Raw genomic sequence first — 16,072 nt, 5'->3', positions numbered from 1 at the left:
AATGCTCAGAAACGGGCGGGTTCCCGATAAATGCCCCACTCCGCGCGCAGCACGCCGCAGATCTCACCGAGCGTGGCCTCCGCGCGCGCGGCGCCGAGCATGGCCGGGATCAGGTTCGTCTCGGTCCGGCAGGCGGCGGTCAGCTCGTCGAGCGTGCGCCGTACCAGCGCGTCGTCCCGGTCCGCCCGCCGCTCCGCGAGCACCCGCCGCTGCTCCAGCTCCACCTCATGCGAGATGCGCAGGATCTCCAGCTCCTTGGCGACAGTGCCGGTGTGCGTGTTCACGCCGACGATCCGCTTGTCGCCCTTCTCAAGCGCCGCCTGGTACGCGAACGCCGAGTCCGCGATCGCCGAGGTGAACCAGCCGTCCTCGATCCCGCGCAGGATGCCGGCCGTGATGGTGCCGTCCGCGCCGAGGTTCCGGATCCGGGTGAAGATCTCCTCGGCGGCCGCCTCGATCTGGTCGGTGAGCGCCTCGACGTACCAGGAGCCGCCGAGTGGGTCGGCCACGTTCGCGACGCCGGTCTCCTCCATCAGCACCTGCTGGGTACGCAGCGCGATCTCCGCGGACTCCTCGGTGGGCAGTGCGAGCGTCTCGTCGAGCGCGTTCGTGTGGAGCGAGTTCGTGCCGCCGAGCACTGCGGCGAGCGCCTCCACCGCGGTACGCACCACGTTGTTGACCGGCTGCTGCGCGGTGAGCGACACGCCAGCGGTCTGGGTGTGGAAGCGCAGCCACAGCGCCCGCTCGTCGGTGGCGCCGTAGACGTCGCGCAGCCAGCGTGCCCAGATCCGCCGGGCCGCCCGGAACTTCGCGATCTCCTCGAAGAAGTCCAGGTGCGCGTCGAAGAAGAAGCTCAGGCCCGGCGCGAACCTGTTGATGTCGAGGCCGCGGGACAGGCCCAGCTCGACGTAGCCGAAGCCGTCCGCGAGCGTGTACGCCAACTCCTGCGCGGCGGTCGAGCCGGCCTCCCGGATGTGGTAGCCGGAGACGGAGAGCGGCTTGTAGCGTGGGATCTCCGCCGCGCAGTACTCCATCAGGTCGCCGATCAGGCGCAGGTGCGGCTCCGGCGCGAACAGCCACTCCTTCTGCGCGATGTACTCCTTGAAGATGTCGGTCTGCAGCGTGCCGTCAAGCGTCGACAGGTCGGCGCCCTGCCGCTCGGCCGCCACCAGGTACATGCAGAAGATCGGCACGGCCGGCCCGGAGATGGTCATGCTCGTGGTGACCGCGGCCAGGTCGATGCCGTCGAAGAGCACGTCCATGTCCGCGGCGGAGTCGATCGCGACGCCGCAGTGCCCGACCTCGCCGAGCGCCTTGGCGTCGTCCGAGTCGTACCCCATCAGCGTGGGCATGTCGAATGCGACGGAGAGGCCGCCGCCACCGGCCGCGAGCAGCATCCGGTACCGCTCGTTGGTCTGCCGCGCGTTGCCGAACCCGGAGAACTGGCGGATGGTCCAGGCCCGGCCGCGGTAGCCGGTCGGGTGGAGGCCACGCGTGTAGGGGAACTCGCCCGGCCAGCCGATCCGCGCGAAGCCGGGATGGTCGACGCCGGGTGGCGGGCCGTAGAGCGGCGCGACTGTCTCGCCGGAGAGGGTGGTGAAGTCCGCGTCGCGCTTGCGGGCCGCGTCGTACCGGGCCTGCCAGCGCTCACGGCCGGCGGCGATCTGCTCGGCGTCCATGCCGACAGTCTAGGGGCAGAACTTAACGATCGCTAAGCCCTTGTCAGAACCTCGGCCACGCCGTCCCTCAGGTGAAGCTCCGCGTCGCAGAACGCGGCGGCCTCCGCGTCGTGCGTGGCGAACACGACCGCGGCACCCCGGTCCGCCTCCGCCCGCAGCCGCTCCAGCACCCGCTGCCGGTTCACCGCGTCCAGCTCGCTCGTCACCTCGTCCGCGAGAAGCACGTCCCCGGCCAGCGCGAGCGCCCGGGCCAGCGCGGTGCGCTGCTGCTGACCGCCGGACAGCTCCTCGACCAGCTGCCCGGCCTGCTCGGTGAGGCCCAGCGCGGCCAGCGCGGTAGCGGTCGAGGCTCGGGCGTCAGGCGGGCGGAGGCCGACCGCCATCAGCGCGACCTGCACGTTCTCCGCCGCGGTGAGGATCGCGGCCAGGCCGTTCTCCTGGGGCGCCAGCACGATCCGCCGGGACACCGCGTGGTCCCGGTCGCGCACCGGCTCGTCACCGATGCGCACCTCACCGGCGATCGGGCGCAACAGCCCGGCCATCGCGTGCAACAGCGTGGTCTTCCCGGCGCCGGACGGGCCGGTGACCGCGAGAATCCGGCCAGGGGACGCGGCCACTGTCACGTCGCGGAGCACTTGATCTCCGTTGTACCCCAGCGTGACCCCGTCAACGTGCAGCAGTGACATGGATCGGACCCTATCCCTTCCGCCAGGCCGCCGTCGTCCCTATGCTGAGCCCACTTGGTGGATCAAACGATCTACTACAGGGAGGCGCCCCATGTCCTGGCTCGCACCGAGGGCCGCGCTGGCCGCGCTCGTCCTCCTCACGGTTCCCGCGCCCGCCCGCGCCGCCGCGACCTGGTCCCCCGACTACGGGCTGGACAACGCCTGCGTGACGTTGCGGGCCGCCGACGGGCACCTCACGAAGAACAACGGTGGGTACGGCTTCAGCGCGAACCCGGCCGCGGCGGAGCGCTTCAGCTTCGACGCCACCGCGCTCGGCCGCTACACGATCCGCGATGCCGCCGGCGCGTACCCGTACCAGAGCGTTCTCGGTTTCGTTCTTCCCGGCCAGACCTACGGTGACCGTGCCGATTGGACCGCCACCACCGACGGCGGCGGCCACCACCGGTTCACCTCGACCGGGACGGGGCAGGGCCTCGGCGCGTTCCTCGGGCGGGTCGGCGCGGGCACCGCGATCAGCTGGACCGCCACCCCGGCGACCGGGTGCGCGCCGATCAACGACATCGCCACCGGCGTCACCGGCACTGCCGCGCCCGGCGTGGATGCGAACGGGCGGCTGGTCGGCTGGATCGACGGCCACGCGCACGTCACCGCGGCTGATGCGTTCGGCGGCGACCTGCACTGCGGCGACGCGTTCGCGGCCGGCGGGCCGGAGGTCGCGCTCAAGGGCTGCGCGTCGCACGCCACGCTCGGGATCGGCGCGCTTCTTGAGGCGATCATCGCGGGCACCGACCCGATCGACTCGCGCGAGGACGGCTGGCCGACGTTCGGCGACTGGCCGCAGCACGACAGCCTGCTGCACGAGCAGTCCTACTTCCGCGGCATCGAGCGGTCCTGGCGCTCCGGGCAGCGGGTGCTCAACACGCTGCTCGTGGCGAACCGGGTGATCTGCGGCCTCTACCCGACGCGCGACACGTCCTGCGACGAGATGGAGCAGATCCGCGCACAGTCCGCCTACCTGCGCTCGATGCAGGACTATGTGGACGCGCAGAGCGGCGGACCCGGCCGGGGCTGGTTCCGGCTCGCGACCACGCCGGAGCAGGTCAGGGCGATCGCGGCTCAGGGCAAGCTCGCGGTCACGATCGGCGTGGAGAGCTCCGAGCTGTTCGGCTGCAACGTCTCCTGCACCACCGCCGCCGTCGACGCGGGGCTGGACGAGCTTGCGGCGATGGGCGTCAGCGGCCTCTACCCGGTGCACAAGTTCGACAACGCGTTCGGCGGCACCCGGTTCGACTCCGGCGCGACCGGGGTGGCGATCAACATCGGGAACCTCCTCACCACCGGCCACTGGTGGCAGGCCGAGTCCTGCACCGGCCCGTCCGACAACGAACAACCGCTTGTCAGCGACGAGCTCGCGGACCTGCTCCGGCTCGGCGAGCTGGGCCTGCCGGCCGGCACGATCCTGCCCGTCTACCCGAGCGGCCCGATCTGCAACACCCACGGCCTGACCCCGATCGGCGCCTATCTGATCGCGCGGATGATGGACCGGGGCATGATCATCCACATCGACCACATGGGGGTACGCACCGCGTCCGCAGTGCTCGACCAGGCCGAGGCGGCCGGCTACCCGGGCGTGGTCTCCGTGCACTCCTGGTCCGACCCCGCGATCATCCACCGGATCCTCGACCTGGGCGGATTCGCCGCCGGCTACGCACACGCGGCAACCGACGCGGGCGACGGCGAGGCCCCGTTCCTCGACGAGTGGCGCACAAACACCCAAGGCCACCCCGTCAGCGGGTACGGCGTGGGAAGCGACGTCAACGGGCTCGGGCCGCAGGCGCCGCCGCAGCTGAACCCGCCGGCCGGACCGCAGACGTACCCGTTCACCGCGCCGAACGGGACCACAGTCGACCGGCAGGTGTTCGGGACCCGCACGTTCGACCTGAACACGGACGGCGTCGCGCAGTACGGGCTCTACGCGGACTGGGTCACCGACCTGATCCGCCAGGCCGGGCCGGACGGCGCGCTGCTGAAGAACCAGCTGATGAACGGCGCCGAGGTGTACACGGCGATGTGGGAGGCGGCGCGCGCATGAGTGAGCTGCCGGCCCGGAGCTGGACGGGCCTTCCGGTGTTCCCACCCGGCTTCCGGTTCGGGATGGCGACGTCGGCGTACCAGATCGAGGGCGCCTTCGACAGTGACGGCAAAGGGCCGAGCATCTGGGACACGTTCGCGGCCCGGCCCGGTGCGATCCGGCACGGTGAGGACGGGCGCGTCGCGATCGACCACTACCACAGGTACGCGGAGGACGTCGCGCACATCGCCGCGGCAGGCACTCACGACTACCGCTTCTCGTTCTCCTGGCCGCGCGTGCTGCCGACCGGCACCGGCCAGGTCAACAAGGCCGGCCTGGACTTCTACGACCGGCTTGTCGACTCGCTGCTCGCCGCGGGCGTCCGCCCGGTTCCGACGCTCTACCACTGGGACCTGCCGCAGGCGCTTGAGGACGCGGGCGGCTGGCTGTCCCGGGACACCTCGTACGCGCTCGCCGACCTGGCCACGGTCCTTGCCGACCGGCTCGGCGACCGGGTGCACGACTGGATCACGCTCAACGAGATGAGCGTCCAGACCCTCTACGGGTACGCGCTCACCTCGCACGCGCCCGGTCGCGGTCTGGGGTTCGGCGCGCTCCCTGCCGCACACCACCAGCTGCTCGCACACGGTCTGGCCGTGCGGGCGCTGCGCGCGGCCGGTGCGGCAACCGTCGGTGTGGCGGCACAGCACTTCCCGGTCGCGGCCGCGTCGGAAGATCCGGCCGACCGGGAGGCCGCGGAGATCTTCGCGACGCTTACCAACTGGCTGTTCTCCGACCCGATCCTTCGTGGCGCGTACCCGGAGTCGCTGGCCGGGCTGCTGCCTGTGCACGACGGCGACCTGGAGCTGATCAGCGCGCCGCTCGACTTCTACGGCGTCAACTACTACGAGCCGACCCGGATCGAGGCGCCACGGCCGGGCAAGGACTACGGCGGCGTGCTCGAGGTCGACATTCCGGAGGGGATGCCGTTCTCACCTGTGCCGGTGCCTGCCGTCGAGCGGACCGACTTCGGCTGGGCGGTGGTGCCCGACGGGCTTACCGAGATCCTGACGACGCTTCGTAAGCGCTATCCGGCGCTGCCTCAGGTGGTCGTCACGGAGAACGGCGCGTCGTTCCGGGAGCCGGTCCACGACGCGCGGCGGATCGCGTACCTGGACGCGCACCTGCGGGCGGTGCTCTCCGCGATCTCGGCCGGGGTGGACGTGCGCGGGTACTACGTGTGGTCCGCGCTCGACAACTTCGAGTGGGCGGCCGGGTACGACGAGCGGTTCGGGCTCATCCATGTGGACCGGGAGACGCTGGCCCGTACCCGCAAGGATTCCTGGCACTGGTTCCGTTCGGTGATCGCCGCCCAGCCCTCGTCGTGAGCGTCTGATCAGCTGGTCCTGAGGCCGGGGTCAGGTCTTCTACTGAGAGTGCGATCAGCCGCGTCTGAGTGTCGGATCAGCGCAGACGGTCCACGAAGGAGGTGGCGATCCGGGCCAGGCGGTCCGCGCGGCCCTCCTCGGCCCAGCCGTCGACCAGACTGAGCAGCGCGCTGCCCTCCACCAGGATGATGAAGTCGTCGATCACGGCCTCGGCGTCCACGATGGACGCCATCTCGTCCAGCTCGCGCGCCTCCCGCAGGCACACCCCCAGGTGCGCGCGGATCCCCAGGTGCGAGGCCCGCCGCGACGCGGCCAGCCGAGGATGGGACAGTGCCGCGCCGGCGAACGCCACGTTCACGTGCGCGTCCGCGGCCCGCTCCTCGTCGAACGGCAGCGCGGCCTCCAGCGCCGCCCGCAACGCCGCCAGCCCGCGCAGAGCACCGCCCAGCCGGAACGCGCGGGCCACGATCCGGTCGTACATCGCGGTCTGCGCCGCCACCAGGATGTCGTCCCGGCCGCCAAGGAAATGCGCAAGCGCGCTCAGCGAGCACCCGGCCTCGTCCGCGATCGCCCTGGTGGTGAGCCCGTCCACGCCGCGCGCCCGCACCACGCGCCAGGTCGCCGCAAGCAGCTCGGCCCGGCGCTGCGCGTGATCAACAAGCTTCGGCACGGCCCGAATCCTAGAGCCCGTCTCCCACGTCGTCACCGCGCCAGAGGAAGTTGCGGCGGACGTAGAGCTTCGTCAGGCCGGCCCGGCGCATGTTGTTGAGCGACGAATTCGACTCGCCCTCGTCCGGCTGGAACGTCTCGGTCACGATCCATCGGCAGCCGAGCTCCCGCGCGACCGCGACCCGGGCGGCGATCAGCGCGGCCTGCCCACCCTGACGGCGGTAGGGGGCAAGCACCGCGCCGTGGTTGAGCGACCCGACGTCACCGTGGACGTGCAGCAGACCGCCGCCGACAACCGTGTCGCCGCTCCATGCCGCGAACGCGTGCGCTGCCGGGCTCGCCGCCGCCGCGACAAGCATGCCCACGAAGCCGGCGTGCGGCTTGCCCAGGCCGTCCAGGACCGCCTCCGCCCACCGGACCGCGTGCTCCGGCTCGACAGGCGCGACGCGGAGCGCGGACACGTCGCCGGCCTCGATGTTGTCGACAGGCGCGGCCCACTTGGCGACCCGGGCACCGGGCGTCAGCCCGTACTTCCGGACGATCTCGTCCCAGTCCGGCGGCAGCGCCTCCGGCGCGATCTGCAGCGTGGCATCGGTGTTGCGCTCCCCGCGGTAGACCTCGAGGATCCGGGCGACGAGGTCCCCGGTGACCGGCTCCGCGTATCCGAACCCCAGCGCCTTGTTCCAGTACCGCGTCGGATCGTGGCGCGCCGACACCACCACGCCGCCGGCGACCCGGTGCGCGCTCATCCCGAGCGTCTCCCGATCCGCATCCGGCGCGCCGGATGCGTACCGGTACATGAACTCGGCCTCGGCCCTCTCGGCCCACCCCGCGGCGAAACGATCCATGCCTTAGTAACGGCCGATCACGCCGAAGGTTCGATCAGGCAAGCAGATCAAGCAGCGACGCGGCGGCGGAGTAGGGGTCGCGGCGGCCGGCGGCGACGTCGGCGGCCAGGTCGGTGAGGGCGGTGCCGCCACGCAGGGCCGCAAGGCGGGAGCGGAGCGTGCCGAGCGCGATCGCCTCGACCTCCGCTGCGGCGCGGGCGGCCCGGCGGCGGTCGAGCTCGCCGTGGGCCCGCAGCCAGTCGTGATGCCTGTCAAGCGCGTCGAGCGTTTCCTCGATGCCCTCGGCGCGGGACGCGACCGCGCGGACCACCTGCGGGCGCCACCTGCCGGCCGCTCGCTCGCCGAGTGCGATCATGCCCTGGATGTCGCGGTAGGTGGCGTCCGCGCCGTCCCGGTCGGCCTTGTTGACCACGAACACGTCCGCGATCTCCAGGATGCCGGCCTTCACCGCCTGGATGGCGTCGCCCATGCCGGGGGCCAGCAGCACCATCGTGGTGTCCGCAAGCGACGCCACCTCGACCTCGGCCTGGCCGACGCCGACCGTCTCGACAAGCACCACGTCGCAGCCCGCACCCTCCAGCACGCGCACGGCCTGCGGCGTCGCGGCGGACAGCCCGCCGAGGTGGCCGCGGTTGGACATCGACCTGATGTAGACGCCGGGATCTGTGGCATGGTCCTGCATCCGGACCCGGTCACCGAGGATCGCGCCGCCGCTGAACGGGCTGGACGGGTCGATCGCCAGCACGCCGACCCGCTGATCCCGCTTACGAAGCGCGCGGACCAGCTCGTTCGTGGTGGTGGACTTGCCGACGCCCGGCGAGCCGGTGATGCCGACGATCCGGGCCCGCCCCGCGTGCGAGGCGAGCGCCACGGCCATCTCCGGAAGCGACTCGTCACCGGTCTCGACGAGCGTGATCAGGCGTGCCACGGCACGCGGGTCACCGTCGCGGGCGTGCCCGACCAGCAGGGGGATGTCGCGGCTGCGGCGCAGGGAGGTCACCCGGCCGAGCCTGCCATGAAACGGCCTGACGCGCCGGAACCGCTGCCGGTCCCGGCGCAACGCCCCCGCACCAGCCCAGCGCCACGCCCCCGCGCCAGCCCGGCGCCACGCCTCCGCACCGGCCCGGCGCAATGCCTCCGCGCCGGCCCGGCGCCGGCCCGCGAAAGGTGCGCGCCGCCCGATCGCCCGGCCACCACACGCGGAATGCGGAGGCGGCCGGGCGCTGCGGAGCACGGAAGCTCCCGCCGGAAGTTCACGGGACGCGGATGATCAGGGCGTCGCCCTGGCCGCCACCGCCGCAGAGCGCGGCCGCGCCCACACCGCCGCCACGACGGCGCAGCTCCAGAGCGAGCGTGAGCGCGAGCCGGGCGCCGGACATGCCGATCGGGTGGCCGAGCGCGATCGCGCCGCCGTTGACGTTGACGATCTCCGGGCTGATGCCGAGCTCGCGGGTGGACTGGATGCCGACCTGCGCGAACGCCTCGTTGATCTCGACCAGGTCGAGGTCGGCGGCGGTCAGGCCCTCCTTGGCGAGCGCGGCGTTGATCGCGTTCGACGGCTGGGAGTGCAGCGAGTTGTCGGGGCCCGCCACATTCCCGTGCGCGCCGATCTCCGCGATCCAGCTGAGCCCCAGCTCCTCGGCCTTGGCCTTGGACATCACCACGACCGCGGCGGCGCCGTCGGAGATCGGGGAGGCGCTGGCGGCGGTGATCGTGCCGTCCGGCGCGAACGCGGGCCGCAGCCGGGCGAGCGACTCGGCAGTGGTGTCCGGGCGGATGCCCTCGTCCTCGCTGATCACGATCGGGTCGCCCTTGCGCTGCGGGATGGAGACCGGCGCGATCTCCTCCGCGAAGTGGCCGTTCTTCTGCGCGGCAGCGGCCCGCTGGTGGCTGGCCGCGGCGAACGCGTCCTGCTCCTCGCGCGTGATGCCGTGCCGGGCGCCGTGCTTCTCGGTGGACTCGCCCATCGAGCAGCAGTCCCAGGCGTCGGTGAGCCCGTCAAGCGCCATGTGGTCCTTGATGATCACGTCGCCGTACTTGTAGCCCTGCCGCTGACCGAGCAGCAGGTGCGGCGCGTTGGTCATCGACTCCATGCCGCCGGCCACCACGATGTCGTACTCGCCGGCGCGGATCAGCTGGTCGGCGAGCGCGATCGCGTCCAGGCCGGAGAGGCAGACCTTGTTGATGGTGAGCGCGGGCACGGACATCGGAATGCCGGCCTCGACCGCTGCCTGCCGCGCCGGGATCTGTCCCGTGCCGGCCTGCAGCACCTGACCCATGATCACGTACTGCACAAGCGCCGGGTCGACTCCAGCGCGCTCAAGCGCCGCCTTGATCGCCACGCCGCCGAGCTTGACGGCCGGGAAGTCCTTGAGGGTGCCGAGCAGGCGGCCCATCGGGGTCCGCGCTCCGCCGACGATTACCGAGCCCATGTCTACCGTCCCTGTGGGTCGCCGCTGACCTTAACGATAATTTAGGTCAGACTATCTCCCATGACTTCACAGCCCGATGCCGGATTCGTCACACAGGGAGACGTCGGCATCCTGCGGATCGACCACGTCGGCATCGCCGTCGCGGACCTGGACGCGGCAATCGAGTTCTATGCCCGCGTCTTCGGCATGCGGTGCGTGCACCAGGAGACCAACCACGATCAGGGGGTACGCGAGGCGATGCTCGCGGTCGGGCCGGAGCCGGACGGCGGGCGGCTGCAACTGCTGGCGCCGCTCACGCCGGAGTCCGCGATCGCGACGTTCCTGGACCGCAACGGGCCGGGCGTGCAACAGGTCGCCTACACGGTCGCGGACGTGGACGTCGCCGCCGCGGTGCTGCGCGAGCGGGGCCTGCGGCTGCTCTACCCGGAACCGAGGCGCGGCACGGCCGGCTCGCGAATCAACTTCGTGCATCCCAAGGACGCGGGCGGCGTGCTTGTCGAGTTGGTGGAGCCGGCGCGCTGAACACCTGGCGGCGGGGACACGGCCGGGCGCGTGTGCGCCCCGGCCGTACCGTGGCATGCCCTTGATCTTCGGGATTTTCGGGGTGGATCGGGGTGCCGCGGGGCCCTATAGATAAACCAGTGTCCCGGTTCAACACCGTGTACCTGCTGCCTTACGGTGTGCTAGCGTGCGCAACACCTCGCTCTGCAGTCTGCGGTTTTCCGCTTTTTAGGACAAAGTTTAACGAGTCGGGGCAATTGCTCGTTAGCGCCGCTTTAGGCCCGATATCTGACGCCATCGACGTGCCCCGTCGGCCCACCTCGCCGAGCGGGTGATCCCTACTGGACCGAACGGCTCACCGGGCCGGTGACCAGCGAAGTTGACCATGAAAGCGGTGCGGGACATGCCCCGCACGCTCTTGCGAAGCACCTGGGTACGTCTGCCAGTATGTCCCAATGCCCCAGCAGCAGGACTCTTCCCTCGCGTTCTTCGAGAGCGCGAAATCCGAGCACGACTTCACTGTCGTTCTCCGCGGTTACGACCGCGGCCAGGTGGACGCGCACCTGGGCCGGCTGGTCGCCGCCCTGAACCAATCGGAGCAGGCGCGGGCCGAGGCCGAGCAGCGGATGAACGACGCGCAGCGCCGGCTGCGCCAGGCTGAGCAGCGACTCAGCTCGGTCGAGCAGAAACTGACCGACACCAACAAGCAGCTCGAAGAGAACAACCGCCCGACGCTCTCCGGTCTGGGCACGCGGGTCGAGCAGATCCTGCGCCTCGCCGAGGAGCAGGCGAACGATCACCGCAGCGAGGCCAAGCGCGAGTCGGAGGGCATCCTCTCCGCCGCCCGCCTCGAGGCCCGGGAGATCACCGACAAGGCCCGCGCCGAGGCCGCCGCCATGAAGGCGACCGCGGAGCGCGAGGCCGGCCAGGTCCGCACGCACGCGGAGCGCGAGGCCGCCGAGGTCCGCGTGCAGGCCCGCCGCGAGGCGGACACGCTTCGCGCCGACGCCGACCGTGAGACCAAGCAGCTGCGCACCGTCACCGCCCACGAGGTCGCGGAGCTGAAGTCCACTGTCGAGCGCGAGGTCTCCACGCTGCGCGCCACCGCCGAGCGGGAGATCACCCAGCTCCGGGCGAAGGCGGCCCGCGAGGCTGAGGAGAAGCGCGCCGAGGCGACGAAGATGCTCACCGATGCCCGCGACAAGCGCGACAAGGACCTGCAGGCCCTCGCGCTCGAGCTGGCCGAGCGCCGGGAGAAGTCGGAGCGCGAGGAGTCGCAGCGGCACGCCGCCCAGGTCGCCGCCACGCAGAAGATGGTCGCCGAGGCAGAGGAGCGCGCCCGCGCCGCCGAGGACCGCGCCAAGGAGATCGAGCAGCGCGCCGAGGCCCGCCGCATCGAGTCCGAGCGCAACGCGAACGAGACGGTAGAGAAGGCCAAGGCACTCTCGGACAAGACCATAAACGAGGCGCGCGCCGAGGCGCACCGTCTGGTCACCGAGGCCCGCACCGAGGCCGACCACGCCACGCAGTCCGCTCGCCGCGAGGTCGAGGACCTGACCCGCCAGAAGGACGCCGTCACGTCCCAGCTGGGCCAGATGCTCTCCGGTCTCGCCGGCATCGTCCCCACGCCGGCTGCCGCCCCCGCCGCGGCCGCTCCGGCGCCCACCGCCGCTGCCGTCCCGGCCGCCGCAAAGCCCGACGCCGACGCCGCCGACGACAAGGGCGACGGAGCCGACGAGAAGGTGCCGGCCAAGGCCAACAACTGAGGCCCGGTGCACCTCGTTGATACGGTAGGCCCGCGGGTTTGGCAGAACCCGCACCGCTCCATCGCAAAAGCGACAAATGACTGAGAGACGCATACGTCCCGTCAGGCCGGTGTGTATCCGTGCATGACGGGACGAAGCGTGTGTGAGGATGAGACCATGTCACACGGCGGGCAAATCTTCGATCTCGGCGACGACGTGGCTCCCGAGCCCACCTTTGAGTCACAGTTCAAGGGATACGACCGCAAGCAGGTCGATCGGTACGTCACCCGCGCCGAGGACGAGATCGCCGCGCTCGCTACCGAGCGCCAACGAGCTTTCGACCAGATTCAGCAGATGGCTCGGGAGATCGAGCAGCTGAAGAGCGAGGTCGCCACCCAGCGTCGCCGCGCGGCGACGCCCGAGCGGGTGTCGTACCGGCACCTCGGCCCGCGCGTGGAGCAGATCCTCGCGCTCGCGGAGGACCAGGCCGAGGCGATCCGCACCGAGGCCACCCAGGACATCGCGGACCGGCGCAACGAGGCCGACCGGGTGCTCAACGAGGCCCGCGAGGACGCGGACCGGATGGTCGCCGACGCCCGCACCCGCGCGCACGAGGCCGCCCGCGACTTCGAGATCGCGCTCGCCTCCCGCCGCGCGGAGGAGGACAAGGTCGACGCGCAGCGCCGGACCACCGCGGAGACGGAGATCGCGGCCGCACGCGACGAGGCCGACAAGGCCCGCAGCGAGGGTCAGGCCGCGCTCGCGCGTTCCCAGCAGGAGGCGCGCCAGCTCACCGAGCAGACCAAGCAGTACGTGCAGCGGACACGCGCCGAGACCGAGGCGTACGTGCAGTCCTCCCGCACCCAGGTGCAGCAGGAGCTCAGCCACTGGCGCAGCAGCGTCGAGCAGGAGATCAACCAGCGCAACGCCGCGGCGGAGCGGGAGCTGGCGGAGCTGCGTACCGCGGCCGAGCACGAGGTCTCCCAGCGCAAGACCGCAGCCGCGCAGGAGCTGAGTCAGCTCCGCGCCGACGCGGAGAAGCAGCTTGCGGACCAGCGCGCCGACGCCGAGCGTCAGCTGAACGAGGCCCGGCGCACGGCCGACAAGCAGGCCGCCGAGGCGCACCAGCGACTCACCGCGGTCCAGCAGGAGGTCACCGCCACGCAGAAGCAGCTCAACGCGCTGCGCGAGGAGATCTCCACCACCGAGTCCGCGCTGGCCGAGCTGCGCGAGCAGTCGCTCACCTCGCAGCAGGAGTCGGACAAGGTCGCCCAGAAGCTGAGCACGGTGCAGAAGCAGCTGGCGACGGAGACGAAGCGGCTGTCGGACGCACAACGTTCCGCCGAGGCGGCCGAGCGGCACGCGTCGGACGTGCGCCGTCAGGTGCAGCGCGAGGCGAAGCGGGTCGCGGAGCTGGCGGCCGCGGCGGTGCTCGCGGCGGCCGCGGGCCCGGAGGACCGGGACTACGACACGGCGGACGCGCCGACGCCGGCTGCTGCCGAGGCTCCTGCCGTTTCCAAGGAGGCGGTTGGTTCCGGACGCTCGGCCGATGCTGACAGCGCGGCCGTTTCCGAGAGCGCGGCCGCTGCTGACAGTGCGGCTGTGTCCGCAAGCTCGGCCGCTGCCGACGGTGCGGCCGTTTCTGAGAGCTCGGCTGCTGGTAACTCGGCCACGCCGGGCCGGCCTGCGGCTGCCAACAGCGCGGCTGGCTCCAACAGCACGGCTGGCTCCAAGAGCGCGGTCGCGGCTGGCAGCCCGGCTGCTTCTGGCCCGGCGGCTACTGGCGGCTCCGCCGCTACGGGTAGCTCCGCTGGTGCGGGCGGCTCCGCTGGTGCGGGCGGCTCCGCTGATGCGGGCGGCTCCGCCGGTGCGGGCGGCTCCGCTGATGCGGGTAGCACGGCCGGTGCGGGCAGCCAGGCAGGCGCTGGCAGCTCGGCGGCCGGCAACGGCCAGTCCGCGGCCGGCAGCCCGGCGGTGCCGGACGCCGCGAAGTCTCCCGACGAGACGCAGGTCGTGTCCGCGGTGGACATGGCGGCAGCCGCGGCCGCTGCCAGGGAGGCGAATTCCGGCTCGGGGGCCCAGACGCCTGTCGTCACGAAGCCGTCGCCCGACCGGAGCGAGGCCCCCGCGGCCGACGCCACCCAGGTGATGTCCACGGTGAAGCCGGCGTCCGGGAAGAACGAGTCGGACGCCACCCAGGTGATCACTCCGGAAACGCTCGAGGCCGCGCGCAAGGCGCAGAGCGCGATGCCGCAGCAGCCGGACGGCCCGCCCTCGTCGCTGAGCAACGCGACCGGCACGCCGACCGCGGTCATGCCGACCGTGCCGGCGCGGGCCACCGCGCCGGACGCACGTGACGGCAAGGCGGCCGAGGAGCTCAAGACCGTCTGACGGATCCGGGATCTCGACACGGGAGGGGCGGCCGGTCACGGCCGCCCCTCCGCCGTCTGGCACGGCGGGATCGCGGCGGATACGCTGCGCGCTGGAGGTGCGCAGGTGAGCGAGAAGACCGAGGTCCCGCAGCCCCGCGGCGAGGCTCAGACCGAGGCCACGGAGGCGCAATCCGCGTCCGGGCAGGCGCAATCCACGGCCGGGCAGCCGGCGCTGGTCGAGGCCGGCGAGGCCCGTTTCGACGCTGACCAGGCAGTGCGCCCCACGGCCGGAGAGCCGACGCGGGCCGAGCCAGACCAGGCGCAAGCCGCGCCAGACCAGGCGCAAGCCGAGGCCGTTGAAGCAGACAAGGCACAGGCCGGGGCCGTCGAGACCGGGGCGGCCGCGTCGGTCCACGTGATGAACCGGGCCGATGCGCTCGCCGCGTTCGGTGCGAAGAAGTTCGGTCAGCCTGGCCGGCCGCTGCGCCGCAACCCGTTCCTGACCGCGTTCCTCGGCGGGCTCGGGCTCGCGCTGGCATATGCGCTGTTCCTCGGCATCCGCAACGCCTCGTCCGTGCTTGTGCTCATCTTCATCGCGCTGTTCCTCGCGGTCGGCCTGCATCCCGCAGTGGTCGCGTTGCAGCGCTGGCGCGTACCACGCGGTCTGGCCGTGACGCTTGTCGTGCTCGGTGTGGTCGGCCTGATCGGCGGCGGCATCACCGCGCTCGTCCCGCCGGTCGTCACCCAGGTCGGCGGCTTCGTCGAGCAGCTGCCCTCCTATGTGGAGGCATTGCAGCGCAGTCGCACGCTGCGCGAGCTGATCCAGCAGTACGACCTGGTGGAGAAGGCGCAGACGCTTGTCAGCACGGAGAACGCGTCCCGGGTCTTCGGCGGCGTGTTCGGCGGCGCCCGCCTGGTCTTCGGCACGGTCTTCAACGTGCTGACCGTGCTGATCCTGACCATCTACTTCCTGGCCGGCTTCGAGCGGCTGAAGCGGGCCGGCTACCTGCTGGTCCCGGCCTCCCGCCGCGAGCGCGTCCAGCTGATCGGCGACGAGATCCTGGCCAAGGTCGGCGCGTACCTGGTCGGCGCGCTCGGCGTCGCGCTGCTCTGCGGCGTGGCCACGTTCGTCTTCGCGCTCACGGTCGACCTGCCCTACCCGTTCGCGCTGGCCATCGTGGTGGCCATCTTTGACCTGATCCCGCAGATCGGCGCGACACTCGGCGCGGTCGTGGTGAGCCTGGTCGGCTTCGCCACCTCGCTGCCGGTCGGCATCGCCTGCGTCGTCTTCTTCATCCTCTACCAGCAGATCGAGAACTACCTGATCTACCCGAAGGTGATGCGCCGCTCGGTCGAGGTCAGCGACGTGGCCGCGATCGTCGCCGCGCTGCTCGGCGTCTCGCTCTTCGGCGTGATCGGCGCACTGGTCGCGATTCCCGCGGTCGCCGCCGTGCAGATCATCATCCGCGAGGTCGTCATCCCCCGCCAGGCCGCCCGCTAGCCGCTCGGAGCCGGTTCCGCCGCTGAGCCCGCTGACCAACGGCGGAACCTGCTCCGAGCGACGAGCGGAGCGCCAGCGGAGCGGGCGGAGCGCCAGCGGAGCGGGCGGAGCGCCAGCGGAGCGGGCGGAGCGCCAGCGGAGCGGGCGGAGCGCCAGCGGAGCGGGCGGAGCGCCAGCGGA

The 16,072-nt window shown here is 71.8% G+C and carries 12 protein-coding genes; 6 read left to right on the top strand and 6 right to left on the bottom strand.

Annotated elements, in window-relative coordinates; all coding sequences use genetic code 11:
• Positions 1 to 5 precede the first annotated feature (5 nt).
• Both ACIA8K_RS35860 and ACIA8K_RS35855 read right to left on the bottom strand, forming a co-directional pair.
• Positions 6 to 1,679: a methylmalonyl-CoA mutase gene (locus ACIA8K_RS35860; RefSeq protein ID WP_396067617.1), complete on the bottom strand. Its 1,674-nt coding sequence runs from the start codon at positions 1,677 to 1,679 to the stop codon at positions 6 to 8.
• Positions 1,680 to 1,711: 32 nt separating this feature from the next.
• Positions 1,712 to 2,365: an ATP-binding cassette domain-containing protein gene (locus ACIA8K_RS35855; RefSeq protein ID WP_396067615.1), complete on the bottom strand. Its 654-nt coding sequence runs from the start codon at positions 2,363 to 2,365 to the stop codon at positions 1,712 to 1,714.
• Positions 2,366 to 2,456: 91 nt separating this feature from the next.
• On the opposite strand from ACIA8K_RS35855, the gene ACIA8K_RS35850 reads away from it, so the two are divergent.
• Both ACIA8K_RS35850 and ACIA8K_RS35845 read left to right on the top strand, forming a co-directional pair.
• Positions 2,457 to 4,457: a hypothetical protein gene (locus ACIA8K_RS35850; protein ID WP_396067613.1), complete on the top strand. Its 2,001-nt coding sequence runs from the start codon at positions 2,457 to 2,459 to the stop codon at positions 4,455 to 4,457.
• Positions 4,454 to 5,824 (top strand): GH1 family beta-glucosidase, encoded by a 1,371-nt coding sequence (locus ACIA8K_RS35845; protein WP_396067611.1) that lies wholly within the window; start codon positions 4,454 to 4,456, stop codon positions 5,822 to 5,824. The genes ACIA8K_RS35850 and ACIA8K_RS35845 overlap by 4 nt, the downstream gene beginning before the upstream one ends.
• Positions 5,825 to 5,900: 76 nt before the next feature.
• On the opposite strand, the gene ACIA8K_RS35840 is transcribed toward ACIA8K_RS35845, so the two are convergent.
• The 4 genes from ACIA8K_RS35840 to ACIA8K_RS35825 all read right to left on the bottom strand — a co-directional run bounded on the left by ACIA8K_RS35840 (position 5,901) and on the right by ACIA8K_RS35825 (position 9,773).
• Entirely contained in the window at positions 5,901 to 6,494 is a 594-nt protein-coding gene (locus tag ACIA8K_RS35840; RefSeq protein ID WP_396067609.1) for a TetR/AcrR family transcriptional regulator, read from the bottom strand.
• Between the two features lie 10 nt (positions 6,495 to 6,504).
• Positions 6,505 to 7,341, bottom strand: a complete 837-nt coding sequence (locus ACIA8K_RS35835) for a GNAT family N-acetyltransferase (RefSeq protein ID WP_396067607.1) — start codon at positions 7,339 to 7,341, stop codon at positions 6,505 to 6,507.
• Positions 7,342 to 7,375: 34 nt separating this feature from the next.
• Positions 7,376 to 8,341, bottom strand: a complete 966-nt coding sequence (gene meaB / locus ACIA8K_RS35830; RefSeq protein WP_396067605.1) for a methylmalonyl Co-A mutase-associated GTPase MeaB — start codon at positions 8,339 to 8,341, stop codon at positions 7,376 to 7,378.
• A gap of 253 nt (positions 8,342 to 8,594) precedes the next feature.
• The gene (locus ACIA8K_RS35825; RefSeq protein WP_396067603.1) at positions 8,595 to 9,773 is read right to left on the bottom strand and encodes an acetyl-CoA C-acetyltransferase; all 1,179 of its coding nucleotides are present in this window, start codon (positions 9,771 to 9,773) and stop codon (positions 8,595 to 8,597) included.
• A gap of 60 nt (positions 9,774 to 9,833) precedes the next feature.
• Between ACIA8K_RS35825 and mce the strand changes: the two genes are divergently transcribed.
• The 4 genes from mce (at position 9,834) to ACIA8K_RS35805 (ending at position 15,892) form a co-directional block, all read left to right on the top strand.
• Positions 9,834 to 10,295: a methylmalonyl-CoA epimerase gene (gene mce, locus ACIA8K_RS35820; protein ID WP_396067601.1), complete on the top strand. Its 462-nt coding sequence runs from the start codon at positions 9,834 to 9,836 to the stop codon at positions 10,293 to 10,295.
• 434 nt (positions 10,296 to 10,729) lie between these two features.
• Complete coding sequence (locus ACIA8K_RS35815; protein ID WP_396067599.1) at positions 10,730 to 12,040, top strand: DivIVA domain-containing protein; 1,311 nt, start codon at positions 10,730 to 10,732, stop codon at positions 12,038 to 12,040.
• Positions 12,041 to 12,196: 156 nt separating this feature from the next.
• Positions 12,197 to 14,410, top strand: coding sequence for a hypothetical protein (locus ACIA8K_RS35810; protein WP_396067597.1), 2,214 nt, complete (start codon positions 12,197 to 12,199; stop codon positions 14,408 to 14,410).
• A 399-nt stretch (positions 14,411 to 14,809) separates the two neighbouring features.
• The gene (locus ACIA8K_RS35805; RefSeq protein WP_396067708.1) at positions 14,810 to 15,892 is read left to right on the top strand and encodes an AI-2E family transporter; all 1,083 of its coding nucleotides are present in this window, start codon (positions 14,810 to 14,812) and stop codon (positions 15,890 to 15,892) included.
• Positions 15,893 to 16,072: the final 180 nt, after the last annotated feature.

Origin of the sequence: Catenuloplanes sp. NPDC051500 (assembly GCF_044454585.1) — a bacterium.
In the GTDB taxonomy this organism is placed as follows: Bacteria; Actinomycetota; Actinomycetes; order Mycobacteriales; family Micromonosporaceae; genus Catenuloplanes.
This window is presented reverse-complemented; position numbering and strand designations above follow the sequence as displayed.